Origin of the sequence: Klebsiella sp. CB_Kp196, assembly GCF_040061575.1 — a bacterium.
In the GTDB taxonomy this organism is placed as follows: Bacteria; Pseudomonadota; Gammaproteobacteria; order Enterobacterales; family Enterobacteriaceae; genus Klebsiella; species Klebsiella michiganensis.
Map to the genome: position 1 here is coordinate 19,732 of NZ_JBEAFH010000004.1, position 22,841 is coordinate 42,572.

The following is a 22,841-nucleotide window of genomic DNA, read 5'->3' on the forward strand; positions in this document are numbered from 1 at the left end:
TCTCCAAATCTTGTTATCAGTGGCCCTGAACGGCGTTGCCGGTCCATGCCCGGCGATAGAGTTCGGTCAGTGCGTGAGCGTCCGGCGCGCGTGGGTTCGTCGGGGTACAGCTGTCGCGTAGCGCCTGGCCGACCATCTCCGCCAGCCGCTGTTCAAATTCGGCGGCAATGACGCCGGTATCACGAATGCCGGCCGGCATGCTCATCTCGTCTTTTAGCGCCTGAATGGCGACCAGCAGGCTGGCGACGCCCTGGCGGGTAGTGGCCGCGGGCAGATCCAGCAGATGGGCTAATCGGGCGTATTTGCGGGCGGCATCGGTATCGCACTGCCCGTGATAATCGGCGTTCCAGGCCACCACGTCCGCCATCAGCAGGGCGTTAGCGCGGCCGTGGGGGACGCGAAATACGCCGCCGAGCGCGTGGGCAAGGCTGTGGGTGATGCCCAGCGAGGCATTGGTGAAGGCCATGCCCGCCATACAGGAGGCGTTGTGCATCTTTTCCCGCGCCAGCAGGTCGCCACCGTTGCGCCAGCAGGTCGGCAGAAAGCGAAATACCTGCTGCACCACTTTCTCCGCCAGCGCATCGGAAAAGTCGTTGGCGGCGAGGGAGACATAGGCTTCCAGCGCGTGACACAGCACGTCCATCCCGGTATCGGCGGTGATCGCCGGCGGCACCGAGGCCACCAGCGCCGGGTCAAGAATGGCGATATCCGGCAGCAGCGAGGGGTCCACCAGCACCAGCTTTTCGGCGTTGGATTTCACCACAGAAAAGGCGGTGACCTCAGAGCCGGTGCCGCTGGTGGTGGGGATCGCCACAAAGCAGGGCGGCTCGCGGTGAGCGTCCGGACGGGTTTGCGCCAGGGCGAAAATAACCGCTTTGGCTGCATCAATCACCGAACCGCCGCCCAGCGCGATAACCAGATCCGGATAGCTGTTATCCATCCGCTTCATACCGCGCACCACGGTGGCGATATCCGGGTCGGCCACCACGTCGTCCCAGACCTGGAAAGCGATGCCGCGCGCATTGAGGATCTGCGTGACGCGATCGGCGAGGCCAAACTTAACCATCGCCTGGTCGGTGACCAGCAGCACGTTGCGGGCGGGCAGCTCGTTCAGGATGGCAAGCGCATCCTGACCAAAGCGAATCCGGGGTTTCAGCAAAAATTCACTCATTGGGTTATTGACTCCTTAAGCGTCCCGAAACACGTTCTCGACAATGGCGACCACCGACATGGCCTTGTAGCGCTCTTTGTTGAGCGCCAGGTACTCTTCGGCCAGCACGATGTCGTGCATACCTGCGCCGACGCTATCAACGGCAACCCAGGTCTGGTCTTTCATCGGCTGCTGGTCATCATCTAATTTGACGATCAGCAGCAGGTTGCTGCCCCGTAGCTCATCGCACTTCTGCGTGGCGACGACATGTCCGACTACCTTTGCGAGAATCATTGTTTTTATCGCCTTATATCAATGTGTTACTTACCAAGGCGTTCCAGCACCTGGCGGATGACGCGTTCCACGTTTTGCTCATTAATCTCGCTGTCCGCGCCGACGGCGGCGGCAGTCGCAAAGCGATCGTCGGCGCTGGCCGGGTGGGCTGCGGTCGCCGGGGCGTTAAAACGTTCATCGTCGAAAATGCTGCGGTTCGGGCCGGCCGCCGGGCTGACGATGGTCGGCTGCGGTTCCGGGCGGCTGCCCGGCGCGCGCAGCTCATCGATGGAGCGCACGCCGTAGCCCACTTTGCGGATGTTGAGCAGGTTCATCGGCCCGACGTTGTCCGAGCTGGAGCCGCCGCCGACCGCGCCGCAGCCGAGGGTCAGGGCTGGGGTGATATTGGTGGTCGCGCCGATGCCGCCCAGCGCCGCCGGGGTGTTGATCAGAATGCGGTTAACCGGTTTTTCGAGGCAGAACTGGCGGATGACGTCCTGGTTGCGGGTGTGGATCACCAGCGTGTGGCCGAGGCCTTCGTTGGTCAGCAGCTCCACGACGCGGTGGCAGGCGGCTTTCCAGTCCTCTTCGACGTACAGGCCGAGTACCGGGCACAGTTTTTCCCGCGAGTAGGGGTTGGAATGCGATACCGTGGCCTGCTCGGCAATCAGCACCCGGGTGCTGGCCGGGACGCAGAAGCCGGCCATCTGGCTCAGATAGAGCGCGGTTTTACCGACCACTTTGGGGTTGATGGTGCCGTTGGGGCGCAGCAGCAGGGCCGCCATTTTTGCCGCTTCGCTTTCGTTCATGAAGTACGCGCCCTGAGCTTCCAGTTCGCGATGCACTTCGTCGTAGATGCAGCGTTCGACGATAATTGACTGCTCGGAGGCGCAGATGACGCCGTTATCGAAGGTTTTACTGGTGATGATATCTTTCACCGCGTGGGGGATATCGGCGCTGCGTTCGATAAACGCCGGGCCGTTACCCGGGCCGCCGCTAATGGTCGGCGTGCCGGACGCGTAGGCGGCGCGCACCATGCCTTCGCCGCCGGTCGCCAGGATCAGCGACACGTCTTTGCTGTGCATCAGCTCTGAGGTGGCTTCGAGGGTCAGCTGGCTAATGGCGTCGACGCTACCGGCAGGTGCCCCTGCCGCTTCCGCCGCGCGCTTCACGATTTCAATCGCTTTCCAGCTGCACTGGCGGGCGCCGGGATGCGGGGAGAAGATAATCGCGTTGCCGGCCTTCAGGGCAATCAGCGTTTTGTAGATGACGGTGGAGGTCGGGTTGGTCGACGGCACCAGCGCACAAATGACCCCCAGCGGCACGCCCACGTCCATCACTTTTTGTAGCGGATCGTCATGAATGATACCGACGGTCTTCATATCTTTGATGGCGTCGTAGACGCGCAGCGAGGCGAAGCGGTTCTTCAGCACTTTGTCCTGCCAGTTGCCAAAACCGGTTTCTTCCGCGGCCATTTTCGCCAGCGCTTCGGCATGATGCGCCGCTTCCTGGGCCACGTTCTTCACGATGGCGTCGATTTGCTGCTGCGAAAAGGTGGCCAGAATCGCCTGCGCCTTTTTGGCATTGCGCACCAGCTCCCGGGCGTTCTGCCGGGACTGCAAATCGTTATCCAGTTCAATCATGAGTCTATCCTTCATCAGACTAAAAGAGTGGAGACGGGGCGCGCCCTGTCAGGTCATGCTTTGTGCTGCGCCGCGATTTTTTCGATGTCGTTATGCGGACGCGCGATGACGCGAGAGGTGACGACTTCGCCGATGCGTTTTGCCGCTTCCACGCCGGAATCCACCGCGGCATTCACCGCGCCGACGTCGCCCTTCACCATCGCGGTGACGAGGCCGGAGCCGACGTTTTCATAGCCAATCAGCTCCACGTTGGCGGCTTTACACATCGCATCCGCCGCTTCAATACAGGCCACCAGCCCTTTGGTTTCGATAAGCCCTAGCGCTTCTTTCATCAGGTTTTTCTCCGGTTAATCCATGATTTTGTAATGCGAGACGATTTTGTTGATGTCGTTATGCGGGCGGGCGATAACCAGCGAAGTCACCACTTCACCGATGCGCTGCGCGGATTCGACGCCGGAATCCACCGCCGCTTTCACCGCGCCGACGTCGCCTTTCACCATCGCGGTGACGAGGCCGGAGCCGACGTTTTCATAGCCAATCAGTTCCACGTTGGCGGCTTTACACATCGCATCCGCCGCTTCGATACAGGCCACCAGCCCTTTGGTTTCAATCAGACCTAATGCATCACCCATTTGCGTTCTCCTGGCCATCAGGCCTTGTGTTTAATGACGATTTTGTTGATGTCGTTATGCGGACGAGCGATAACCAGCGAGGTCACCACTTCACCGATGCGCTGCGCGGATTCGACGCCGGAATCCACCGCCGCTTTCACTGCGCCGACGTCGCCCTTCACCATCACGGTCACCAGCCCCGAGCCGATGTTTTCATAGCTAATCAGCTCGACGTTGGCGGCTTTACACATCGCATCCGCGGCTTCAATGCAGGCCACCAGACCTTTGGTTTCGATAAGCCCTAATGCATCACCCATGGTTTCTCCTCCAGAACAGTTTTGTGATTCGGAAAACCGACCGCGTAACGGCGTCAGGACGCGGATGCGGCGTTCGGGATTCACTATAGGGAATGGCGAGTGAAGTGAAATTTAAATCTGCTAGAGTGGTATTTTTAGTCTTTTGCTCTGTGATTTAGGTTAATTAAGGCGCTGATTTATGCATTTGTGCTGCGATGGCGGGGCGGATTGAGTGACGATTGTGGCGCTTTTTTCACCATTTAGCCGGAGGCGGATTGATGTTAATAAGTTGATAATTTATTGCAGATCGGGGGTAATTTGACGATATATGAAGTGTGGAGAGGATCGCGTTTTCTTCGGCAGGCTAAATGCAAAACGTGCGGTTTTACTAACGGGAAAGCGAGGAAGGAAAAGCGGGTGTGAGCTTAGTCAAGCTTGCTGCCGGACTTCAGCGTGCAGACGTAGAGCGGGGAGTTGATAGAACTGAGAAGAATAGCTTTCTCATTGAGCTTCTGCGCGTTGAGAAACAGGCCATCGTGGCTGTCGGACATCTCGCGCATAAAGTAGTCGAAGATCACGTCAGGCGATTCATCGATGGACGAGGCGCTGGATTCCCACTTGCTGATGCGATAGTGGCGCTCGGTGGTGGAGATGCGTTTGCTGGTGTAGCTAAATTTGACGTAGCGCTGGAGATAAAGCCAGCCGGCGGCGGAATCGGTGTAGCCCTCGACGACCATCGACCCTTTGCCGTTGGCGGCAAAGTTGAAATGGATATTGCCGTTGACGTTCTCTTTCTCCATGTTCTCAAAGCGCATAATCGCTTTGGTCGAGCAGCTCATCACCCCGCCGTTTTCGACCGGCAGCAGCTTCCAGGCGCAGAACCCGGCGGCGGCAATAAACACCAGGCTGGAGAGGGCGAAAAAGGGGCGCGGGGCGAGTCTCATTGCGGTTTCCATGAATAGTAAAAATAGTTATCGCAGTAGCTGAACGGGTTATCTTCATGCATCGCGCAGTGGGCCAGGAATACCCGGCCCAGGCCGTTGGTTTCCAGCCGGTCGCCATAGAAGAAGACGAAGCGTTCGCCGGGCTTGCATTCCAGCTTCAGGCGCTGGCGCACGGCATCAAAATTCTTGCCGTAGGCGGTTCCGGCAACGGAGCGCAGCATCTCATCGCTGGCCAGCAGCTCGCACTGGCTGTGGCGCATTTGCGTCAGGGTGATGGGGTGCGATGTGCTGCCGCCGAGAAAACTGCAGACCACCAGCAGCAGGGCGATGGTGAGCAGGCAGCCGCCGGCGAGATACCAGCAGGTACCGCGCGCGTGGCGGCTGGAAACGGTCTTTTGTTCTTCCGGGACCGCGGCCGGGTCTGGCTCGGCTTCTGCCGCGGGCGGCGGCTCCGGCTCCGGGCTGGCGTCGAGCCTCTCGATGGTGAGATCCGGATTGAGCTGCAGCAGTCCGCGCGACACGGTGACGATAATGTTGTCGATATCGTAGTGGCGGAAGGTTTTGCGCAGCATGCTCAGGTACTGATTGAGATTGCTGTTGGATGAGGTTAACCCGTTGTCATCCCAGACTTTTTTAAGCACCTCATCGCGGCTGACCACCTCGGTGTGGCGCAGGAAGAACCACAGCAGCGCGTTGGCGGTGATGGACAGCTGGCTGTCCGCTTCATCGCTTCCCGGTAACGTTAGCGTGCCGTCCATTGCATCATAAATAAGACGGCCATGGATGTTATAGCGCATCGCGGCCTCAACATGCTTCACGCAGGAAGCGTCATCTTCGTCAGATCGCTGACCAGCGACTGCCGGTGCCCGGGGCTCATGGTGCGCCCCTCGGTTAATTCCGATAGCCAGATGCCGTCCGCCGCATAGCGCACCAGCGTGCCGGTATGGCTATTGTCCAGTTCATCGCCCTTCGCCAGATGGTCCAGCATCCAGTCGCGCCAGCATTTTCGCAGCACCGGTTCATCCGGCATGGCCAGCGACAGCACCATCAGCTGGCGGCTCTCCTGGGTATCCGTGAGTTCCGGCGCCGACAGATAGCGCAGATAGGCGCGGGTAAAGCGGCCATAAGAGACGTTATCCGCGGCCATAAGCTCTGCAATCGCCTCTTCCATAATCGCCAGCAGGCGGGCAAAGAGGGCGAAAATCAGCGCCTGCTTGTTGGGGAAATGGTGCAGTAAACCGCCTTTGCTGACGCCCGCTTCGCGCGCGACGGCGTTCAGCGACAGCGAGGCGATACCGTCCCGGCCGGCGATGGTGGCGGCGGATTCCAGCAGTTGCTTATGCAGGCGGACGGGATCTTTTTTACGATGTTGGGCTTCCATATTCATGGCCCGAATCATACCGACCAGACGGTATGATTATTCTTGATCGCTATCAATATGCGAAGGGGCGCAGCGGGGCGGGATGACGTTATTGCGTGGAGGCTCACAGTTCACCTTATGAATTGTGGTGATATTCGCCGCACCGCGAATATCACCCACCGAGATTCACACAGGCTTCACGTGGATAGCGAGGCCGTTTTCTCCCGGCGCCAGCTCCGGACGCAGGTTCAGAGAGGGGATCAGATAGTCGCCGTGATTCTGCCGACGGAAGGGAATGGGCGGCGTTTCGGAGAGGGTATCCAGCCGCCGGGCCAGCGCCTCGCGCAGCGTGGCGAAGCGCTGTGCATCGAGTTTGTCGGTGCGGTAGAACACCACCGGCGGTAGCACCTCAAAGCCGGGATAGAACAGCATTCCGTGCTGAATGGGGAACAGGATGTCGTCGATAGACCCGTTAATTCCGCGCGGCGCGTAGTGTTCCGCCCATCCGCCGGCGGTAACGACCAGCATCGCCCGTTTCCCCGCGAACGTGCCTTCGCCGTAGCGATCGCCCCAGTGGGTTTCGCTGTGCTCGCCGACGCCGTAGGCAAAGCCGTAAGCGTAGACCCGATCAATCCAGCCCTTCATGATGGCGGGCAGCGAAAACCACCACAGCGGGAACTGAAAAATCACCGTATCGGCCCACAGCAGCTTCTCCTGTTCGCCCACGATATCCGCGCTTTGCGTGCCGTTAGCGAAGGCGTACTGCGAATCCCGCGTTGCCCGCCAGCTTTCACCGACCGGCGGGGCGCTGCTGTCATCGGCATCAAATCCTGCCTTCCAGCGCATGGCGTAGAGATCGGACACCTGCACGTCGTGGCCGGCGTTTTGCAGATGCTGGACGGTAAAATCTTTCAGCGCGCCGTTAAGCGAATGCGGTTCAGGATGGGCGTAAACCAGTAGTATTTTCATTGAAATCACCTCAGAGCAATGGAGAGCAGCAGAGTAGAGTCGGCGACGCTATAGTAGAAATGAATTGCTTCAATGACAGGTATAGTGATGGTTAATCTGCAGGGGCTGGATCTCAATTTGCTGCGCACGCTGAACGTTCTGCTCAGCGAAAATAACGTCACCCGCGCGGCGCAGCGCCTCAACCTGTCGCAGCCGTCGGTCAGCGTGCAGCTGGCGCGACTGCGCGAGATTTTCGCCGACCCGCTGCTGCTGCCGGGGCCGCGCGGTATGCAGCCCACCGCCCGCGCCGATGAACTACGCGGGCCGCTGCGCGATGCGCTGCTGGCGCTGGAGCTGGCGGTGGCGTCGGTTCAGCCCTTCGACCCGGCCACGGCGGCGCAGACCTGGCGGGTGGCGGCGACGGACTATATGGCGTCGGCGATTTTGCTGCCGGTGCTCAATACCCTGCGCATCGCCTCTCCGGCCAGCCGCCTGGCGCTGTTTGAGCTACAGCCCGCGCGGCTGGTACAGCAGGCGGATCGCGATGAAGTGGATCTGTTTTTTCACACGCGAGACGGCGCGCCGCCCGGGCTGCATCAGCGTTTGCTGTTCCGCGAACGCTACGTGCTGGCGGGCAGGGCGGGGCACCCGGCGCTGCAGTCGCCATTAAGCCTGGCGCAGTTCTGTCAGCTGGAGCAGGTGATTGTCTCGCCGGATGGCGGTGGATTCAGCGCCGCGACCGATAGCGCGCTGGCGAATCTCGGGCTGGCGCGGCGGGTTGTCCTTTCCGTGCCACATTTCCTGTTTATGCTGGAGACGCTGCGCAATAGCGAGCTGGTGGCGGTGCTTCCGGAGCGGTTGGTGCGTGGCGCTGGCGGCCTGACGGTGGTTGAACCGCCGCTGGCGGTCGCCGGGTTTGAGATGCTGATGCTGTGGCACGAGCGCTGGCACCGCGATCCGGCGCACCGGTGGCTGCGCCAGCAAATCGTAACGTCATTAGAGGAAAAGCCATGTTAAGCGGATTAAACCATCTGACCCTGGCGGTCAGCCAGCTGGCGCCGAGCGTGGCGTTTTATCAGCAGCTTCCGGGGATGACGCTGCGCGCGCGCTGGGATAACGGCGCATATTTTTCCTGCGGCGACCTCTGGCTGTGCCTGTCGCTGGACCCGCAGCGGCGCGTCATTTCGCCGGAGGAGAGCGACTACACCCACTACGCGTTCAGCATTGCGGAAGAGGATTTCGCGCTTGTTGTCGGGCGTCTGAATGCGGCTGGCGTTCCTGTTTGGAAAACCAATAAAAGCGAAGGCGCGTCGCACTATTTCCTCGACCCGGACGGCCACAAGCTGGAGCTGCACGTTGGCAATCTCGCCCAGCGCCTGGCGGCGTGCCGGGCGAAGCCCTATAAAGGTATGGTGTTTTTTGGCGAGGACGAACAGGCGGCCGGGAACCCGTAGCCCGGCTAAACGCAGCGCGAGCCGGGGAAAAGTGGAGGCTGTATTGCGCGTTGTTTCCCCGGAGGCGGCGCTTGACGCGCCTTGTCCGGGCTACCGGCCCGCAGATGGCTGGGTAACCTGTAGCCCGGCTAAGCGCAGCGCGAGCCGGGGAAAAGCAGAGGCTGCATTGCGCGCGGTTTCCCGGAGGCGGCGCTTGACGCGCCTTGTCCGGGCTACGGGCTCGCAGACGATGGGGAACCCGTAGCCCGGCTAAGCGTAGCGCAAGCCGGGGAGATAAATCGCGTTAGCCTTCCAGCTTCAGTTCCACATTGCGCTTGAGCACCAGGCGCATCAGCAGGTAATAGACCACGCCAACCGCCAGCCAGCTCAGCCCCAGCACCTTGGCCTGCGCGTCCATTTCATAAATCACAAAGCCGATAATGCACAGCCCCACCACCGGGAACAGCAGGTGTACCACCAGATTGCGCGATTTCTGGCGAATGATGTAATGGTTTATCACGGCAATGTGCAGCACCAGGAAGCCCATCAGCGCGCCGAAGTTCACCAGCCGGCTGAGGTTATCGATATCGCCGTAGAACCAGAGGCCGGAAGCCAGCGAAATCAGCGCCACAAACAGGGTGCTGACGTAAGGCGTTTTCAGCCGCGGGTGCACTTTCGCCAGCAGCTGCGGCAGCTGCTTGTCGCGCGCCATCGCAAACAGAATACGCGACACGGCGGCCTGCGCCACCAGGGCGTTAGCAATCCCCCAGGAGATCACCGTCGACCACATGGTGACATACTTCAGCCAGCCGCCGCCCGCCAGATTCGCGGTATCGTAGAAGGCGGTATCAAGGCTGCTGAACGTCATGCCCTGCGCCAGATCGGCGGCAATCCACGTCTGCAGGATAAACAGCGAACCGACCAGCATCAGCGCGCCCAGCGACGCCTTACCCACGGTATCTACGCCGCCTTTCGTTTCCTCCGACAGCGTGGAGATCCCGTCGAAGCCGAGGAACGAGAGCACGGCGATGGAGACCGCGCCCATCACCAGCGGCAGGCTGAACTTATCGGCGTTGTAGAGCGGGTCGAGGGTCAGATGGCCCGCCCCGGCGCCGGAGTAGAGCGCAATCAGCCCCAGCACGACGAACACTGACAGCACCACGATCTCCGCGATCAGAATCGTATTATTGGCGCGTGCGGTAAAGGTAATGCCGCGCAGGTTAATCAGGCTGTTAATCGCGATAAAGCCGACAATCCACAGCCAGCCCGGCACGCCCGGCAGCATGGGCGCCAGCGCCGCCGCGCTGACGATATAGAGCAGCGACGGCACCAGAATATAGTCCAGCAGGATCAGCCAGCCGGCAAAAAAGCCGACAATGGGATGAATCCCGCGCTGGGCATAGGCGTATACCGAGCCGGAGACCGGAAACGCGCGCGACATCGACCAGTAGCTCATGGCGGTAAAGAACATCGCCACCATGCCGATGAGATAGGCCAGCGCCACCATGCCCTGCGCGCCGTCCCAGACGTAGCCAAAGACGCCAAACGGCGCGATGGGCACCATAAATATCATCCCGTAGACCAGCAGATCGCGGAACGTCAGCGCCCGATGCAGCTCCTGCTTATAGCCAAATTGTTCAACGCTCATGCCTGCTCCCCTTCGATGCTCAGGGAGAGCTGCTTCGCCACCGATTTGGGTAACGCGTAGCGGCAGGTTTTCAGCGGGTCGACCACCTGACAGATTTGCAGGTCGCCGGCGATGCTCAGAATACTGATCGCTTCAGCCAGCGTCAGGGAGGTATTGTCGGCGATAAAGTGCGCCATATTGCGGGTGGCCAGGGCGGCGGCATCATCGAGCCTCAGCGCCGAGGCGAGGGTAAACAGGGTCTCGCTGTTTTCGAGCATCGGCAGCGGCAGGCGGCGGTTTTTAACTACCGTCAGTTCGACCAGCACTTCGCCGGGGATTTCCAGACCGCAGACCGAGACTTCGCCATCGCCCATCGCGGCGTGTAAATCGCCCAGCCCGAACAGCGCCCCGGGGACGTTGACCGGCAGCCACAGGGTGCTGCCGGCGGTGATCATTTTGCAGTCCATATTGCCGCCGTGGCTATCCGGCGTGCCGCAGGAGATGGCTTCCCCGGCAGGCGCGACGCCGATCACGCCGACCATCGGGTTGAGCGGGACGCGCACGTTGCCGGGCAGTATGGCATGGTCGTTTTCAATGGGCACGATAGTGACCTTCGGGGCATCAAGCTCGTCGCCAATCACCCCCAGCTGCGGCGCGGTGACCATCACTGCCTGATTGCTCGTCAGGGTAATGCGCTTGATGGTGACCTTGAGCGCATCGCCCGGCTCGGCGCCCTCGACGTAGACCGGCCCGGTCGCCGGGTTAATACGCTGCCAGTCCAGCTCGTTGAACACGGCATCGGCGGAGGTGATTTGGTCGGAGAAGCAGTCGCAGGTTTCGAACAGCACTTCGCTTCCGCTGCTGACGGTAGCGACAGGAGCGTTATCCCGCGACATGGCGTAAACCACCCGATCTTTGGTAATTTTCATGACATTCATCCCGGTTATATTGTTGTGTTTTTTATATTTAGAGTTTCCCGCAGGGGGAGTGAGTGAATTTATCGGGATTATTACAGGAAGGCAATCAGGTCAGTTTTTTCAAAAATAAATGGTATATATTTGCTGGTGAATCAGGCGGTTGTATATTTTAATTTGATGTTTTTATATGCTGGTTATTAAGTCGTTTGACTATTCAATATCTTATTACTGGTTGTCAGTGTTTCATTATTTACTGCTATTAATCGTTTATATAGCAGATTACTCTGCGAAAATTTACGTGCTGGTAATTTAGCGCAATATGCCGTGGGGGTATTGATGATAATGCCAGAGTATTTGGGCTCTCACAGAGGGGAACCCGGAGGCGGTGCTTGCGCACCTGTCCGGGCTACCGGCCCGCAGACGGCGGGGAACCCGTAGCCCGGTCAGCGCAGCGCCACCGGGGAGATAATCAGAGGATTGGGGGATATGGTTTCCCGGAGGCGGCGCTTGCGCACCTGTCCGGGCTACCGGCCCGCAGACGGCGGGGAACCGGTAGTACCGGCCAGCGCAGACTCACTCCGGCGCCCACTCCATCGCCACCTTCAACGCCATTCCCAGCTGCACCATCACCTCTTTATGTTTATCTGTCGGCGGCAGGGCGCAGTTGATCCTTAAGCAGTTGCGATATTTCCCGGATGCTGAAAACAGCGATCCCGGCGCGACCTGGATCTTCAGCCGGCACAGCTGCTTCGCGACGCAGACCATATCCACCTGCTCCGGCAGCTCGACCCACAGCATAAAGCCGCCTTTCGGGCGGGTAACGCAGATCCCGCAGGGGAAAAACTCCCGCAGCCAGCAGGTGTAAATTTCCATATTACGCTGATAGATCTGCCGCATCCGCCGCACGTGGCGGTGATAGTGGCCTTCGCGAATAAAGTTACAGGCCGCCAGCTGGGTGGAGGGGACGTTGGTACCGCTGGCGGCATATTTCATCTGCAGCAGGCGATCGTAATAACGGCCGGGGGCAATCCAGCCGATGCGCAGGCCGGGAGCGATGGTTTTGGTAAACGAACTGCAGAGCATCACCCGGCCGTCGATATCCCAGGAATGGATCGTGCGAGGGCGCGGGTATTCGGTTGCCAGCTCGCCGTAGATATCATCCTCAAAGATAACGATATCGTGGCGCTGGGCGAGGCACAGCGCCGCCCGCTTGCGGGCATCCGGCATGATAAATCCCAGCGGATTATTGCAGTTGGGGACCAGGATCACCCCTTTGATCGGCCATTGATCGAGCGCCAGCTCTAACGCCTCGATGCTGATCCCGGTTTCCGGATCGGTGGGGATCTCGATGGTTTTTAGCCCTAATCCGCGCAGCATCTGCATGGTGCCGTAGTAGCAAGGGGATTCGACGGCGACGATATCGCCGGGCTGGCACACCGACAGCAGCGCCAGCGACAGCGCGCTGTGGCAGCCGCTGGTGAGCACCAGGTCGTTGGCGGTGACCACCGATCCGCCGTCGAGCATCAGGCGGGCGATCTGTTCGCGCAGTTCGCGACGCCCGGCCAGCTCGTCGTAGTTCAGCACTTCGCTCAGGTTGTGCTGAATTGCCCGGCTCAGCTCGCGCCAGATAGGCTTCAGGCTTGGCTGAGTGACGTCCGGCGAGCCGCCGCCGAAGGGGATAATCGATTTATCGTGGCGGGCGTCGAGCATGGTCAGCACCTGATCCCACTGGGTGATCTCGACGGGGCGCTGGACCGGACGCGACATCGGCGGTACCGGCGGCTGGGCTTTACGCGGAGCCACGAAATAGCCGGATCGCGGCTGCGGCACGATCAGCTGCTGCTGTTCCAGCATCTGGTAGGCCTGCTGAACGGTGCTGATGCTAACGCCGTGTTCCTGGCTCAGGCTGCGCACCGACGGCAGCTTTTCGCCGGGGCGATACAGCCCCTGTTCGATGCGTTCTGCCAGCAGGCTGGCCAGATGTTGATAGCGGGTCATGCTGTATCCTTGATCGTCGCCATACAGATCAATAAACCAGTACAGATTGGCGGTAAAAATGAGGTCTGCTGTACGTTTTAGCGAATCTGTATGTTAAAGAAAAGTATTTTGTGAATCTGTATTGTTTAGCCGCGGATCCGTGAAGATAAAGCCTCTGGCAAGGTGAGGAGGTAGAGGATGGAATTTCACGAGAATCGGGCAAGACAGCCGTTTATCGGCTTCGTATTTCTGGCGCGGGTGATCAAAAAATGGTGGCTTCGCGAACAAACGCGCAGAACATTGCAGCGTATGAGCGACGAACAGCTAAAAGATGTCGGGCTGCGTCGGGATCAGATCAATTAAAAAGTGCGATTTGTTACCCGGCATTTTCCCGGAGGCGGCGCTTGACGCGCCTGTCCGGGCTACCAGACCGCGCAGAACTGTAGCCCCGGTAAGCGCAAGCGCGACCGGGATTTTCCCGGAGGCGGCGCTTGACGCGCCTGTTCGGGCTACCAGACCGCGCAGAGCCGTAGCCCCGGTAAGCGTGAGCGCGACCGGGGATTTCCCCGGAGGCGGCGCTTGACGCGCCTGTCCGGGCTACCAGACCGTGCAGAGCTGTAGCCCCGGTAAACGTGAGCGCGACCGGGGATTTTCCCGGAGGCGGCGCTTGACGCGCCTGGTCCGGGCGACCAGACCGCGCAGAGCTGTAGCCCCGGTAAGCGCAAGCGCGACCGGGGATGATACATTCACAGAATTTATCAATTCATGCTTATCCACTCTTCGTTTCTTGATACTTACCGTGATAAGTATTATTTTCCTCACCGTTAAGTGAGGAAAAAAAGATGACCGAAGACGACCTGTTTGCCCGCCGCCCGATGGGGATGCGCATGGCGATGGTGGTGCGCCAGTGGCGCGCGATTATTGATTCTGCCATTACCGACACCGGCCTGACCCAGTCAAGCTGGACGGTGCTGATGCAGCTGCATCAGCTGGGGGATAACGTCTCGGTCAGCGAGCTGGCGGAGGTGCAGGGCATTGAACTGCCGCCGCTGATGCGCACCCTCACGCAGCTGGAAAAGCAGGGCTATCTGCTGCGTTCTACATCGCCTTATGACAAACGCATACGCCTGCTGACGCTGACGGCGGAAGGCCGCGCTATTCTGGAGAAGCTGAACCGCGTGATTGAGACCTATCAACAGCGCGTCACCGAAACTATCCCTGAAGCGCAGCTCGCCGCCTTTAGCGCTACGTTAAATCAAATCGCCTGCAATCTGCGGACTATCCGCGAAGAAGATAACAAGATCTAAAACACTATGATGACCCCTGAACAGAAATTTGCCCGCTGGGTAAGGGTGAGTATTGCCGCCTTCCTGGCCATATTCGCCTGGTTTATCGTTGCCGATATCTGGATCCCGCTCACGCCGGACTCCACCGTGATGCGCGTGGTCACGCCGGTCTCGTCGCGCGTCTCCGGCTATGTCTCCCATGTCTATGTGCACAACAACAGCCAGGTGAAGAAGGGCGACCTGCTCTATGAACTGGACCCGACGCCGTTTATCAATAAAGTGGAAGCGGCGCAGATCGCCCTTGAACAGGCGAAACTCAGCAACCAGCAGCTGGACGCGCAGATCGCCTCTGCCCGCGCCAACCTGCGCACCGCCCAGTACACCGCGCGCAACGATAAGGTGACCTTCGAGCGCTACCAGCGCCTGAGCACCATGCAGAACGTTTCCCAGTCGGATCTGGATAAAGTGCGCACCACCTGGCAGACCAGCGAGCAGTCGGTCAGCGCGCTCAACGCCAGTATCCAGAATCTGCTGATCCAGCGCGGCGAGCGCGACGATGGGCGCAACGTCACGCTGCAGAAGTACCGCAATGCGCTGGAAGAGGCGCAGCTTAACCTCGGCTGGACGAAGGTCCGCGCGGAGACCGACGGGATGGTGAGCAACCTGCAGCTTAACCCCGGTCTGTACGCCACCGCCGCCACGCCGCTGCTGGCGCTGGTGAGCAATCAGACCGATATCGTCGCTGATTTCCGCGAGAAGAGCCTGCGCCACACCGGCGTCAATACCGATGCCGCGGTGGTGTTTGATGCGCTGCCGGGGAAAGTCTTCCCGGCGCACGTCACCAGCAGCGATGCCGGTATTCTGGCCGGACAGGAAGAGGTCAATGGCCAGCTGTCGCAGCCGGAGCAGTCCACCCGCTGGGTGCGCGACGCGCAGCGCATGCGTATTCACGTCGCCCTGGACGAGCCGCTGGATAAGCCGCTGCCCACCGGCGCCCGCGCGACGGTACAGCTCTATAACAGCGATGGCCCGTTCGCCCGTACCTTCGCCGGCGCGCAGATCCATCTGGTGAGCTTCCTGCACTATGTCTATTAATACCCTGGCGCGGGTCTTCACCCCGCACGGCAACATCGTCTACACGGCGAACGATTTTCGCCAGACGCTGCGCATCGCCGTGGCCGGCACTATCGCACTGAGCATTTCGACCTTCTACGACGTACAGTACGGCGTCTTTTTCGTGGTTTATCCGCTGATGCTGCTGTCGCTGGTGCCGGTATTTAACCGTCACGTGGCGCGGCAGTTTGTGTTCAGCGCAGCGGTGAACTGCGTCGAAATGGTATTAATCGTCGGCTATCTGTCGCAGTGGCCGGTGATTATGACGCTGGTGGTGTTTGGCCTGTACGTGATGCGCTTTCGCTTTATGAGCCAGGGGCCGCTGTTTCTGCTGGGGTCGATGGGCGTGGTGTGTCAAAGCACGATGCTCAACTTTATGAGCTATCCCACCAGCAACTGGCACACCCTGATGTTCTCCAATATGGAGGCCTGCGTGATGGCGGTGGCGCTCAGCGCGCTGCTGAACTACTTCATCCCGGACGTTGAACCGCGCAAGCCGCCGCCGCGCATTGAAAAAGATGCTGCCCGTATTCGCCACGAATCGCTGCTCTCCGGCAGCGTGGCGACAATGATCTTTGTGATCTTTCAGGTCTGCGATCTGAGCGACTCGCTGTCGGCGCTAATGGCGGGGATTTTAATTCTGTTCCCGATGCACTATCGCGGCGCGGTGATTAGCTCGATCTGGCGCGTGGTGGGGGTGGTGCTGGCCTGCCTTTATATCCTGGTGGTGCAGCTGATTATCTACGACTTCAGCAATCATATGGTGCTGATGATGCCGCTGATTGGTCTCGGCCTGGCGTTTAGCGCCCGCCTGCACGTGATGGAGAAGGTGGGGGCCGGCGTTGGCTTCGCCAGCATTACCACCATCGGCATCATGTTCGGCCAGAACCTGCATCCGGACCAGGACCTGGTGTTCAGCGATCTGTACCGCATCACTTCCGTCACCGTGGCGCTGATCGTTACGCTGACCATGGTCTTCCTTATGCATCGGCTGCTGAACTGCTTTGCGCCAACCCGATTCGTAGTGACCGAATAAGCTCAGGCCGCCAGCGCCCGCTGCGCGTCCCGAAAAGCGTTGTGCAGCAGCCGCCACATATGATGCGCCGCCGGGGAAAAGCGGCGGTCGGAGTTGCGTAGCAGGTGGCACTGGGCGCTGCTGGCGATGGGATGATCGATGGGGACCGCGGTCAGAATACCGTGGGCTATTGCTTCCCGGGCGGCGTATGCGGTCATAAAAGAGATCCCCAATCCCGCCTGGCTCAGGCTCATGGCGGTGGAAAAGAGGTTGCAGCGATAGGCCGGATGAAACTGCCGTCCGGCGGTTTTAAACATGGCGTTCATATGGCGCTGCAGGCCAAAGCTGTCGGTGAGCGCGATCAGGCGATATTGCGTAAGCTCATCGATGGTGACGGCGGGCAGGGCAGCGATGGGATGCTGTGGCGAGACCACGGCGCAGATAGGGCCCCACTGAAAGCTGTGGCGTTTAAGCTCCGGGTTGCCGATGGGGCCGAAGGCGACCGCCATATCCGCTTCGCCGCTGGCGATATCGTTGAGCATCTCCTGCATGCTGCCGACAATAATATCCACGAACACGTTAGGCCAGGACTGAGAAAAGGTGCTCATTACCGATTCAATAAAGGTGGTGACCAGCCCGCCGCCAATCCTCACCGAGATAGTCCCGCCGCGCATATGGCGTAAATCCTTCAGGTGACTTTCCAGCTTTTCCCGGCGCTGACGGCTTTCGAAGTAGTCCTCCGCCAGCAGACGTCCGGCTTCGGTCAGCACCACGTTTCGTCCCTGGCGTTCGAGCAGTGGCAGCTCCAGCGCCCGTTCCAGCTGCGCTATCTGGCGGCTGATGACTGACGGGTTGATGCCCAGCATATCGGCGGCCCGGCGAATGCCTCCCTGAATCCCGACTTCATACAGATAGCTCATCGGCCTCTCATGCAACATCGTTTCTCGCTCCTTTGTTGACCTGTGGTCAACAATAACACCCTTTCACAGGTATTTATCATCCCGGCAAGTTATAGATAATCGTAATTCGGACAAAAACTGACAGGGAGGAAAATTCTCATCGCTTATTCCCGGCGCGCAATTAAGGCGGCAAGGCTTGGGGAGTTGAAGAATAAGAAATAGTGATGATGCTGATTAAGGGAATATGGAAAAGCTTATCAGTGAAAATAATAAATTCGAATAACAATAAATTGACATAATTTCAAATTGCAAACAATCGCACTAACATTTCATTATGTGAGAGGACAGGGTATGAGTGAAAATAAAACGTTGGAATGTTCCTCCGACGAAACGACAAATGAGTGGAAAGTCGGGCCCGGAGCCTGGATTTCACTGATCGTCGTATTGTTAGTTTTCTCCGGGTTGCTGTTTAAGGTTGAGGGCATGGCCTGGCTGGGGGCGTTTGACTTTACCACCCTCGGCGGCGCGTTCGGCACCATGAAAACGCCGGAAACCAACACCTTTATCGGCAGCGGCGGCATCAGCGCCAAGGCCGGCTTCCTGTTTGCCCTGTCGCTGGTGCCGACGGTGATGCTGGCGCTGGGGCTGCTGGAGATATTTACCCACTACGGCGCGATCCGCGCGGCGCATAAGCTGCTGACCCCGCTGCTTCGCCCGCTGCTCGGGATCCCCGGTTATACCGGCCTGGCGCTGATTACCGACTTACAGAGTACCGATGCCGGGGCGGCGCTGACCAAAGAGCTGTATGACAGCGACAAAATAAATCGTAAGGATCTGGTTATTATGGGGGCCTGGCAATATTCCGGCGCCGGTCTGATTAATAACTACTTCTCGATTGGCTCAGCGCTTTTCGCTTCGTTAACCATTCCTATCATTATTCCGCTGCTTTTAATGTTTGTGCTGAAATTTGTCGGCGCGGCAATCACGCGTCTGGTTCTGAATACCGCTTATAAAAGGGATTTTGAAAATGAATAATTCGGCAAAAGTCGGCAGTAACCCGTTCGATATTTTCGTTATCGGCGCGCGCAAAGGATTTAATATCGCCATCAACAATCTGATGCCGAATGTATTAATGGCCTACGTGATCGCTGAAATGCTGAATTTGCTCGGCGTGATGCAGATCATCGGCCACGTCTGCGCGCCGCTGATGGGCCTGTTTGGCCTGCCGGGTGAAGCTATTACCGTATTGCTGACCTCCTGGCTTTCCGCCTCTGCGGGAACCGGCGTGGCGGTGAGCCTGTTGAGCAAAGGCACCCTCAACGTGGCGGATATCACGATTCTCATCCCGGCGATTTTCCTCATGGGTTCGCAGCTTCAGTACATGGGGCGCCTGCTCGGCGTGGCGGATGTCCCGAAAAAATATTGGCCGCTGCTGATGGCGGTGAGCATTATCAATGCCGTCATCGCCATGCTGGTCATGCGCGTGATTGCATAATAGAAGGCAAGGAGTAAGACGTGTCGCGAACTTTAGAGCATTTCAATTATCTGCATCAAATCCCTGAACTGGGCTTTGAGGAGCACAAAACGTCGGCATACATCGGCGATGCATTAGAAGCCGCGGGGTTTCAGGTTCAGCGCAACGTCGGCGGCACCACCGGCATTGTTGCGCTGCTGGATAGCGGTAAGCCGGGGCCGGTCGTGGCGCTGCGGGCGGATATGGATGCGCTGGGCCATATCATCGATGGCCGCTTAGAGGCTCGCCATACCTGTGGTCATGACGGTCACTCTTCGGTGGTGTTGACCGCCGCGGAAGAGATCCTCGCCGAAGGGCTGGTGAAGCGCGGGAAGCTGAAAATACTCTTTCAGCCCGCCGAAGAGCTGGGCACCGGGGCGATCGCGCTGACGGACGCGGGCGCGCTGGACGACGTGGAGATGCTGTTCGGCTTCCACCTCAGGCCGCTGGAGGAGTGTCCGATGGGCAAGGCGGTGCCGGCGATGTACTACTCCGCCTCGGCGACGGTGATGGTCGATTTCCACGGCAAAGCCGCGCATGCCGCCCGGCCTCACCTGGGCGTTAACGCGCTGGATGCCGCGTCGCACGCGGTGCAGGCGGTAAACGGGATTCATCTGGCGCCTTCGCTGACCTGGAGCGCTAAAGCGACGCGCTTTCTGTGCGATGCGGGGGTAACCAACTCGGTGCCGGCGAAAGCGCACGTGTGCTGGGATCTGCGCAGCGCGGAAAATGACGGCATGGCGACGCTGAAAGAGCGGGTGGTGCGGGCGATAGAGAGCAGCGCGGCGGCTTACGGCGCCACCGTCGATATCCAGATCGTCAAGGAGATGCCCGCCGCGATTATCGACGAACAGGCTACGGCTATCGTCAGCCAGGCGATCCGGGAAACGTTTGGCGAAGCCGGCTTAACGGCGGCGAAGAGTACGCCGGGCAGCGAGGACTTTTTCCACTATCTGCGCCTGCGTCCACAGGTGAAGGGCGGGTTCTGGGGGCTGGGCTGCGACCTGCTGCCGGGGCTGCATCATCCGGAGATGCACTTCGACCGCGCCGCGCTGGCGGATGGCGTGCGGGTGTTTAAATCCTGCATTCGCCAGCTGCTGGGCTGAGGGAACAAACCCGGATATTGTGCTCACTGTACGCCGCCGGGCGATGATTCGCGCTCTGGTTACGCCTGCGGCGGAAACTGAGCCAGCAGCTGATAATCATCCCCGGCGACGCGAAACAGGGCTTCCGTTTGGCCGGGGAGAATCCACTTCTGTTCTTCGCCCGGCTCACAGCTCAGATAAATGCAAAGCCCGCAGCCGCCGCGCAGCTGGCGCGGAATGTCCTTCACCCGGAAGGACGCTCCCGCCGCCTGCAGGGCTTTGCGCATCCGCACTACCCCCACCGTTGAGTGAAATAAAAACAGATATTCCGTCACCGGCGGCTCCTCTGACGTAAGCCGATCAGCGCCGCGCCGATCGCCCCGGCAAACTGCGCGTCGGGATGCGTCTGCACCGCCATACCCACGTGCCCCTCCAGCCTCCGCGCGAAGGCCGCGCAGTGGCTGACGCCGCCGGTAAACAGCAGCGGCCCCTGCGCCGACAGACGGCCGATAAAATTGGCGCTGCGTCGGGCCATGGCGTTGATCACCCCGGCGAGGATCGCCTCCGGCGGCACCCCGGCCGAACGCAGGCTGATGACCTCGGATTCGGCGAATACCGTGCACATGCTGGTAATCGCATGGGGTTCAATACCGTCGGTGATGCTGTCGAGCTGCTCGACGCTGGCCCCCAGCGTACGCGAGATCACCTCCAGAAAGCGCCCGGTGCCCGCCGCGCATTTATCATTCATCAGAAAATCGGTGAGATTACCCTCTTCGTCCAGTTGGATAACCTTGCTGTCCTGGCCGCCGATATCGATGACCGTCTGGGTCTGCGGGGCCAGCAGGCGCGCGCCGAGCCCGTGGCACGAGATCTCGGTGACCTGCTTATCGGCGAAATCCACCAGTTGGCGTCCGTAGCCGGTTAAGGTTAAAAAGGGGCGCTCGCTCAGGCCTGCGCGGAGCGTTTCCCACGCCTCAACGATGGCGTCGGCGGGGCGAAACGGCGTCGGGCAGAGAAAGCGGCGCTGAATCACGCCGTCTTCAAGCAGGATGCCTTTGGTGGCGGTCGATCCGGAATCAATCCCTACGGTAATGGTCACGCGCGCTCCTAAAGCATCTCGATAAAGGCCGCCACGCGGGTGCTGAGCTGGCCGATATCCGCCGTCGAATAGTCGGTCTCAATGGCGATATAGGGGATGTCGTGCTGCTGGCGCACGTGGCGTTTTATCGCCAGCGATTCCACTGCGTAGGTGTGGCAGGCCTGCAAAATGACATCCACCACGCCGTCCGCCTGATATTCATCCACCATCTGGCTGAGCAGGGACAGGCGCTGGTCGTTCGGCGAAATACAGGAGCAGCCGATGGCGAGATATTTATCGGTCAGGGCGTCGTAAACGTCACCCGTCTCCTCCACGCAGCGCTCGGTGGCTTTCGCGCCGGTGCAGTTTTCAAAACCGACCACCCAGCCGCCGTTGTCCTCAATGGCTTTCACCACTTTTTCCGCCGCGCCGCCGATCGGGCAGCCGGTGATCAGAATACGCGGCCGCGCCTCCAGCCGTTTGCCCTCTTGCCACTGTAGGCGTACCCGATCGGCCATGTCGTTGAGCTCATCGATCAGCGCCGCTTTATCGAAGCGGAAGGTCGCGCCGTAAACCACTTTTAAGATATCGCTGCCGCTGAGCGCGGGCGGGTTGAGCTGCCCGACGCGATAAAAGTTCGCCAGCGCCCGCCGTTCGCGGTTCTTGAGGATAATCGCCTCGCGCAGGGCGGCTTCGGTAATCGGCGTACCAAAGCGATCTTCCACCACCTTCTGCAGGCGCAAAATTTCCGCTTTCCACAACGCTCGCGAGGCATCATCGCTGGCGCTGTTCGGCAGCTGCATCACGTGCACGGCTTTGAATTCGGCCATGTATTCGTACATTTTCTTTTTGCCATCGCAGGTGGTTTCGCCCACCACGAGGTCGGAAAAGTAGAAGTAGGGGCATTTGTCGGTCTTGCCAAAACCGTAGCTGCTTTTTATCAGCGGACAGAGGTTGCGCGGCAGATCCTTTTCCGCCTCTTCAATCGTCTCGTCGGAGGTGGAGCACAGCGACACCACCACCGCGCCGGCGGCCAGCGGAATTTCCTGCGGCATAAAGGTGCAGTAAGTGCCAACCAGCGGTATGTTTTGCTCTTTAAGCTCCATGACCGTGAGGAAACCCTGCTGGCGGGCTGCGGAGAAGTGGTCAAAAATGGCGGGTAGATCGGTGATAAGCGACATGGTTTTCCTTCCCCGTACACGGGAGATGATGAAAGAGGTCGCATTATAACCCTGTTTACTGTGTGTATTTATTGATCTTCCGCTAGTAGACTTTTTTCAGATCCATCTCTTCCTGAATCCGATCGCCCCACGCAAGATGGGTGGCGATGGCCGCATCAATCCCGGCGTTATAAAACATTGGACCCAGTTCTTTCGCAATAAAGTCGACAAAGAATTCCGCGTCAAATTGCTCCAGTTCCAGCTCAAAATTCTCTTCGCAGTATTTAGACAGCTTCTCGCGCAGCAGGTCGCGTTGCGGCGGGCTGAGATCGATATCGCTCATGGCGTTCCTTAATCAATATTGTTACGGTGGATCGGGGCTGCTGATTATATCCGATTGCGGAGAGTCAGTTGCGATATGGCGTGATGTTTTTGGCCGCAATAAAGGATATTGATGACCTCGCTCGGCGGAGAATTGTGACTGAGATCACAGTACTCCCGAGAAAACGAAGA

General features: G+C 59.3%; 27 protein-coding genes. 9 read left to right on the top strand and 18 right to left on the bottom strand.

Going from position 1 to position 22,841, the window contains the following annotated elements; all coding sequences use genetic code 11:
* Positions 1 to 16: 16 nt before the first annotated feature.
* The 10 genes from ABLU87_RS02490 to ABLU87_RS02535 all read right to left on the bottom strand — a co-directional run bounded on the left by ABLU87_RS02490 (position 17) and on the right by ABLU87_RS02535 (position 7,246).
* Entirely contained in the window at positions 17 to 1,171 is a 1,155-nt protein-coding gene (locus tag ABLU87_RS02490; protein WP_122117594.1) for a 1-propanol dehydrogenase PduQ, read from the bottom strand.
* Positions 1,172 to 1,186: 15 nt separating this feature from the next.
* Positions 1,187 to 1,444, bottom strand: coding sequence for a EutN/CcmL family microcompartment protein (locus ABLU87_RS02495; RefSeq protein WP_004098229.1), 258 nt, complete (start codon positions 1,442 to 1,444; stop codon positions 1,187 to 1,189).
* 26 nt (positions 1,445 to 1,470) lie between these two features.
* The gene (locus ABLU87_RS02500) at positions 1,471 to 3,066 is read right to left on the bottom strand and encodes an acetaldehyde dehydrogenase (acetylating) (protein WP_122117595.1); all 1,596 of its coding nucleotides are present in this window, start codon (positions 3,064 to 3,066) and stop codon (positions 1,471 to 1,473) included.
* A gap of 53 nt (positions 3,067 to 3,119) precedes the next feature.
* A complete protein-coding gene (locus tag ABLU87_RS02505) occupies positions 3,120 to 3,398 on the bottom strand; it encodes a BMC domain-containing protein (RefSeq protein ID WP_002442217.1) in 279 nt (92 codons plus the stop codon).
* A 15-nt stretch (positions 3,399 to 3,413) separates the two neighbouring features.
* Positions 3,414 to 3,698: a BMC domain-containing protein gene (locus tag ABLU87_RS02510; RefSeq protein ID WP_004098238.1), complete on the bottom strand. Its 285-nt coding sequence runs from the start codon at positions 3,696 to 3,698 to the stop codon at positions 3,414 to 3,416.
* 17 nt (positions 3,699 to 3,715) lie between these two features.
* Positions 3,716 to 3,994, bottom strand: a complete 279-nt coding sequence (locus ABLU87_RS02515) for a BMC domain-containing protein (protein ID WP_004098239.1) — start codon at positions 3,992 to 3,994, stop codon at positions 3,716 to 3,718.
* A 404-nt stretch (positions 3,995 to 4,398) separates the two neighbouring features.
* Complete coding sequence (locus ABLU87_RS02520; RefSeq protein WP_004098240.1) at positions 4,399 to 4,917, bottom strand: FidL-like protein; 519 nt, start codon at positions 4,915 to 4,917, stop codon at positions 4,399 to 4,401.
* Entirely contained in the window at positions 4,914 to 5,714 is an 801-nt protein-coding gene (locus ABLU87_RS02525) for a winged helix-turn-helix domain-containing protein (protein WP_014227752.1), read from the bottom strand. The genes ABLU87_RS02520 and ABLU87_RS02525 overlap by 4 nt, the downstream gene beginning before the upstream one ends.
* A gap of 17 nt (positions 5,715 to 5,731) precedes the next feature.
* Positions 5,732 to 6,316, bottom strand: a complete 585-nt coding sequence (locus ABLU87_RS02530) for a TetR/AcrR family transcriptional regulator (protein WP_004098242.1) — start codon at positions 6,314 to 6,316, stop codon at positions 5,732 to 5,734.
* Between the two features lie 147 nt (positions 6,317 to 6,463).
* On the bottom strand, positions 6,464 to 7,246 hold the full coding sequence (locus tag ABLU87_RS02535; protein WP_122117630.1) for an NAD(P)H-dependent oxidoreductase: 783 nt from the start codon (positions 7,244 to 7,246) through the stop codon (positions 6,464 to 6,466).
* 87 nt (positions 7,247 to 7,333) lie between these two features.
* Between ABLU87_RS02535 and ABLU87_RS02540 the strand changes: the two genes are divergently transcribed.
* Together ABLU87_RS02540 and ABLU87_RS02545 are read left to right on the top strand one after the other, a co-directional pair.
* The gene (locus ABLU87_RS02540) at positions 7,334 to 8,242 is read left to right on the top strand and encodes a LysR family transcriptional regulator (RefSeq protein WP_122117629.1); all 909 of its coding nucleotides are present in this window, start codon (positions 7,334 to 7,336) and stop codon (positions 8,240 to 8,242) included.
* On the top strand, positions 8,236 to 8,679 hold the full coding sequence (locus ABLU87_RS02545; protein WP_064375701.1) for a FosA family fosfomycin resistance glutathione transferase: 444 nt from the start codon (positions 8,236 to 8,238) through the stop codon (positions 8,677 to 8,679). The genes ABLU87_RS02540 and ABLU87_RS02545 overlap by 7 nt, the downstream gene beginning before the upstream one ends.
* A gap of 283 nt (positions 8,680 to 8,962) precedes the next feature.
* Here the strand turns inward: ABLU87_RS02545 and ABLU87_RS02550 are convergent, their stop codons facing one another.
* From ABLU87_RS02550 to ABLU87_RS02560, 3 genes are all read right to left on the bottom strand, one after another.
* Positions 8,963 to 10,306: an APC family permease gene (locus tag ABLU87_RS02550; RefSeq protein ID WP_004128506.1), complete on the bottom strand. Its 1,344-nt coding sequence runs from the start codon at positions 10,304 to 10,306 to the stop codon at positions 8,963 to 8,965.
* Positions 10,303 to 11,214 carry an acetamidase/formamidase family protein gene (locus ABLU87_RS02555; protein WP_122117628.1) on the bottom strand — a complete coding sequence of 304 codons (912 nt, stop codon included), beginning with the start codon at positions 11,212 to 11,214 and terminating at the stop codon, positions 10,303 to 10,305. Before ABLU87_RS02555 ends, ABLU87_RS02550 begins: the two co-directional genes overlap by 4 nt.
* Before the next feature lie 561 nt (positions 11,215 to 11,775).
* Positions 11,776 to 13,200 carry a PLP-dependent aminotransferase family protein gene (locus ABLU87_RS02560; RefSeq protein WP_122117627.1) on the bottom strand — a complete coding sequence of 475 codons (1,425 nt, stop codon included), beginning with the start codon at positions 13,198 to 13,200 and terminating at the stop codon, positions 11,776 to 11,778.
* 177 nt (positions 13,201 to 13,377) lie between these two features.
* On the opposite strand from ABLU87_RS02560, the gene ABLU87_RS02565 reads away from it, so the two are divergent.
* The 4 genes from ABLU87_RS02565 (at position 13,378) to ABLU87_RS02580 (ending at position 16,614) form a co-directional block, all read left to right on the top strand.
* Positions 13,378 to 13,542, top strand: coding sequence for a DUF1127 domain-containing protein (locus tag ABLU87_RS02565; RefSeq protein WP_064507003.1), 165 nt, complete (start codon positions 13,378 to 13,380; stop codon positions 13,540 to 13,542).
* 479 nt (positions 13,543 to 14,021) lie between these two features.
* On the top strand, positions 14,022 to 14,486 hold the full coding sequence (locus tag ABLU87_RS02570) for a MarR family transcriptional regulator (RefSeq protein ID WP_014227766.1): 465 nt from the start codon (positions 14,022 to 14,024) through the stop codon (positions 14,484 to 14,486).
* Between the two features lie 6 nt (positions 14,487 to 14,492).
* The gene (locus ABLU87_RS02575; RefSeq protein WP_032693019.1) at positions 14,493 to 15,560 is read left to right on the top strand and encodes an HlyD family secretion protein; all 1,068 of its coding nucleotides are present in this window, start codon (positions 14,493 to 14,495) and stop codon (positions 15,558 to 15,560) included.
* Entirely contained in the window at positions 15,550 to 16,614 is a 1,065-nt protein-coding gene (locus tag ABLU87_RS02580) for a DUF2955 domain-containing protein (RefSeq protein ID WP_004098265.1), read from the top strand. The genes ABLU87_RS02575 and ABLU87_RS02580 overlap by 11 nt, the downstream gene beginning before the upstream one ends.
* A 2-nt stretch (positions 16,615 to 16,616) precedes the next feature.
* Here ABLU87_RS02580 and ABLU87_RS02585 read toward each other — a convergent pair whose 3' ends face one another.
* On the bottom strand, positions 16,617 to 17,531 hold the full coding sequence (locus ABLU87_RS02585) for a LysR substrate-binding domain-containing protein (RefSeq protein WP_025108161.1): 915 nt from the start codon (positions 17,529 to 17,531) through the stop codon (positions 16,617 to 16,619).
* 312 nt (positions 17,532 to 17,843) lie between these two features.
* Here ABLU87_RS02585 and ABLU87_RS02590 point away from each other — a divergent pair, with 312 nt between their 5' ends.
* From ABLU87_RS02590 to ABLU87_RS02600, 3 genes are read left to right on the top strand one after another with little or no spacing between them, the layout of a single operon-like run.
* On the top strand, positions 17,844 to 18,527 hold the full coding sequence (locus ABLU87_RS02590) for a nucleoside recognition domain-containing protein (protein WP_014227768.1): 684 nt from the start codon (positions 17,844 to 17,846) through the stop codon (positions 18,525 to 18,527).
* A complete protein-coding gene (locus tag ABLU87_RS02595; RefSeq protein ID WP_004128539.1) occupies positions 18,520 to 18,987 on the top strand; it encodes a YjiG family protein in 468 nt (155 codons plus the stop codon). The genes ABLU87_RS02590 and ABLU87_RS02595 overlap by 8 nt, the downstream gene beginning before the upstream one ends.
* Before the next feature lie 20 nt (positions 18,988 to 19,007).
* A complete protein-coding gene (locus tag ABLU87_RS02600; RefSeq protein WP_049102131.1) occupies positions 19,008 to 20,111 on the top strand; it encodes a M20 peptidase aminoacylase family protein in 1,104 nt (367 codons plus the stop codon).
* A gap of 59 nt (positions 20,112 to 20,170) precedes the next feature.
* On the opposite strand, the gene ABLU87_RS02605 is transcribed toward ABLU87_RS02600, so the two are convergent.
* The 4 genes from ABLU87_RS02605 to ABLU87_RS02620 all read right to left on the bottom strand — a co-directional run bounded on the left by ABLU87_RS02605 (position 20,171) and on the right by ABLU87_RS02620 (position 22,671).
* Positions 20,171 to 20,425 (bottom strand): DUF3343 domain-containing protein, encoded by a 255-nt coding sequence (locus ABLU87_RS02605; RefSeq protein WP_014227770.1) that lies wholly within the window; start codon positions 20,423 to 20,425, stop codon positions 20,171 to 20,173.
* On the bottom strand, positions 20,422 to 21,189 hold the full coding sequence (gene yjiL / locus ABLU87_RS02610; RefSeq protein WP_122117328.1) for a putative 2-hydroxyacyl-CoA dehydratase activator YjiL: 768 nt from the start codon (positions 21,187 to 21,189) through the stop codon (positions 20,422 to 20,424). The genes ABLU87_RS02605 and yjiL overlap by 4 nt, the downstream gene beginning before the upstream one ends.
* Before the next feature lie 8 nt (positions 21,190 to 21,197).
* A complete protein-coding gene (locus tag ABLU87_RS02615; protein WP_049082919.1) occupies positions 21,198 to 22,349 on the bottom strand; it encodes a double-cubane-cluster-containing anaerobic reductase in 1,152 nt (383 codons plus the stop codon).
* A gap of 82 nt (positions 22,350 to 22,431) precedes the next feature.
* Entirely contained in the window at positions 22,432 to 22,671 is a 240-nt protein-coding gene (locus tag ABLU87_RS02620) for a DUF2164 domain-containing protein (RefSeq protein WP_009652824.1), read from the bottom strand.
* Positions 22,672 to 22,841: the final 170 nt, after the last annotated feature.

What these genes read in the sequence shown, in the direction of transcription:
- ABLU87_RS02490 (WP_122117594.1), bottom strand. Translation starts at nt 1,171, where the DNA reads ATGAGTGAATTTTTGCTGAAACCCCGGATTCGCTTTGGTCAGGATGCG.
- ABLU87_RS02495 (WP_004098229.1), bottom strand. Translation starts at nt 1,444, where the DNA reads ATGATTCTCGCAAAGGTAGTCGGACATGTCGTCGCCACGCAGAAGTGC.
- ABLU87_RS02500 (WP_122117595.1), bottom strand. Translation starts at nt 3,066, where the DNA reads ATGATTGAACTGGATAACGATTTGCAGTCCCGGCAGAACGCCCGGGAG.
- ABLU87_RS02505 (WP_002442217.1), bottom strand. Translation starts at nt 3,398, where the DNA reads ATGAAAGAAGCGCTAGGGCTTATCGAAACCAAAGGGCTGGTGGCCTGT.
- ABLU87_RS02510 (WP_004098238.1), bottom strand. Translation starts at nt 3,698, where the DNA reads ATGGGTGATGCATTAGGTCTGATTGAAACCAAAGGGCTGGTGGCCTGT.
- ABLU87_RS02515 (WP_004098239.1), bottom strand. Translation starts at nt 3,994, where the DNA reads ATGGGTGATGCATTAGGGCTTATCGAAACCAAAGGTCTGGTGGCCTGC.
- ABLU87_RS02520 (WP_004098240.1), bottom strand. Translation starts at nt 4,917, where the DNA reads ATGAGACTCGCCCCGCGCCCCTTTTTCGCCCTCTCCAGCCTGGTGTTT.
- ABLU87_RS02525 (WP_014227752.1), bottom strand. Translation starts at nt 5,714, where the DNA reads ATGCGCTATAACATCCATGGCCGTCTTATTTATGATGCAATGGACGGC.
- ABLU87_RS02530 (WP_004098242.1), bottom strand. Translation starts at nt 6,316, where the DNA reads ATGATTCGGGCCATGAATATGGAAGCCCAACATCGTAAAAAAGATCCC.
- ABLU87_RS02535 (WP_122117630.1), bottom strand. Translation starts at nt 7,246, where the DNA reads ATGAAAATACTACTGGTTTACGCCCATCCTGAACCGCATTCGCTTAAC.
- ABLU87_RS02540 (WP_122117629.1), top strand. Translation starts at nt 7,334, where the DNA reads ATGGTTAATCTGCAGGGGCTGGATCTCAATTTGCTGCGCACGCTGAAC.
- ABLU87_RS02545 (WP_064375701.1), top strand. Translation starts at nt 8,236, where the DNA reads ATGTTAAGCGGATTAAACCATCTGACCCTGGCGGTCAGCCAGCTGGCG.
- ABLU87_RS02550 (WP_004128506.1), bottom strand. Translation starts at nt 10,306, where the DNA reads ATGAGCGTTGAACAATTTGGCTATAAGCAGGAGCTGCATCGGGCGCTG.
- ABLU87_RS02555 (WP_122117628.1), bottom strand. Translation starts at nt 11,214, where the DNA reads ATGAAAATTACCAAAGATCGGGTGGTTTACGCCATGTCGCGGGATAAC.
- ABLU87_RS02560 (WP_122117627.1), bottom strand. Translation starts at nt 13,200, where the DNA reads ATGACCCGCTATCAACATCTGGCCAGCCTGCTGGCAGAACGCATCGAA.
- ABLU87_RS02565 (WP_064507003.1), top strand. Translation starts at nt 13,378, where the DNA reads ATGGAATTTCACGAGAATCGGGCAAGACAGCCGTTTATCGGCTTCGTA.
- ABLU87_RS02570 (WP_014227766.1), top strand. Translation starts at nt 14,022, where the DNA reads ATGACCGAAGACGACCTGTTTGCCCGCCGCCCGATGGGGATGCGCATG.
- ABLU87_RS02575 (WP_032693019.1), top strand. Translation starts at nt 14,493, where the DNA reads ATGATGACCCCTGAACAGAAATTTGCCCGCTGGGTAAGGGTGAGTATT.
- ABLU87_RS02580 (WP_004098265.1), top strand. Translation starts at nt 15,550, where the DNA reads ATGTCTATTAATACCCTGGCGCGGGTCTTCACCCCGCACGGCAACATC.
- ABLU87_RS02585 (WP_025108161.1), bottom strand. Translation starts at nt 17,531, where the DNA reads ATGTTGCATGAGAGGCCGATGAGCTATCTGTATGAAGTCGGGATTCAG.
- ABLU87_RS02590 (WP_014227768.1), top strand. Translation starts at nt 17,844, where the DNA reads ATGAGTGAAAATAAAACGTTGGAATGTTCCTCCGACGAAACGACAAAT.
- ABLU87_RS02595 (WP_004128539.1), top strand. Translation starts at nt 18,520, where the DNA reads ATGAATAATTCGGCAAAAGTCGGCAGTAACCCGTTCGATATTTTCGTT.
- ABLU87_RS02615 (WP_049082919.1), bottom strand. Translation starts at nt 22,349, where the DNA reads ATGTCGCTTATCACCGATCTACCCGCCATTTTTGACCACTTCTCCGCA.
- ABLU87_RS02620 (WP_009652824.1), bottom strand. Translation starts at nt 22,671, where the DNA reads ATGAGCGATATCGATCTCAGCCCGCCGCAACGCGACCTGCTGCGCGAG.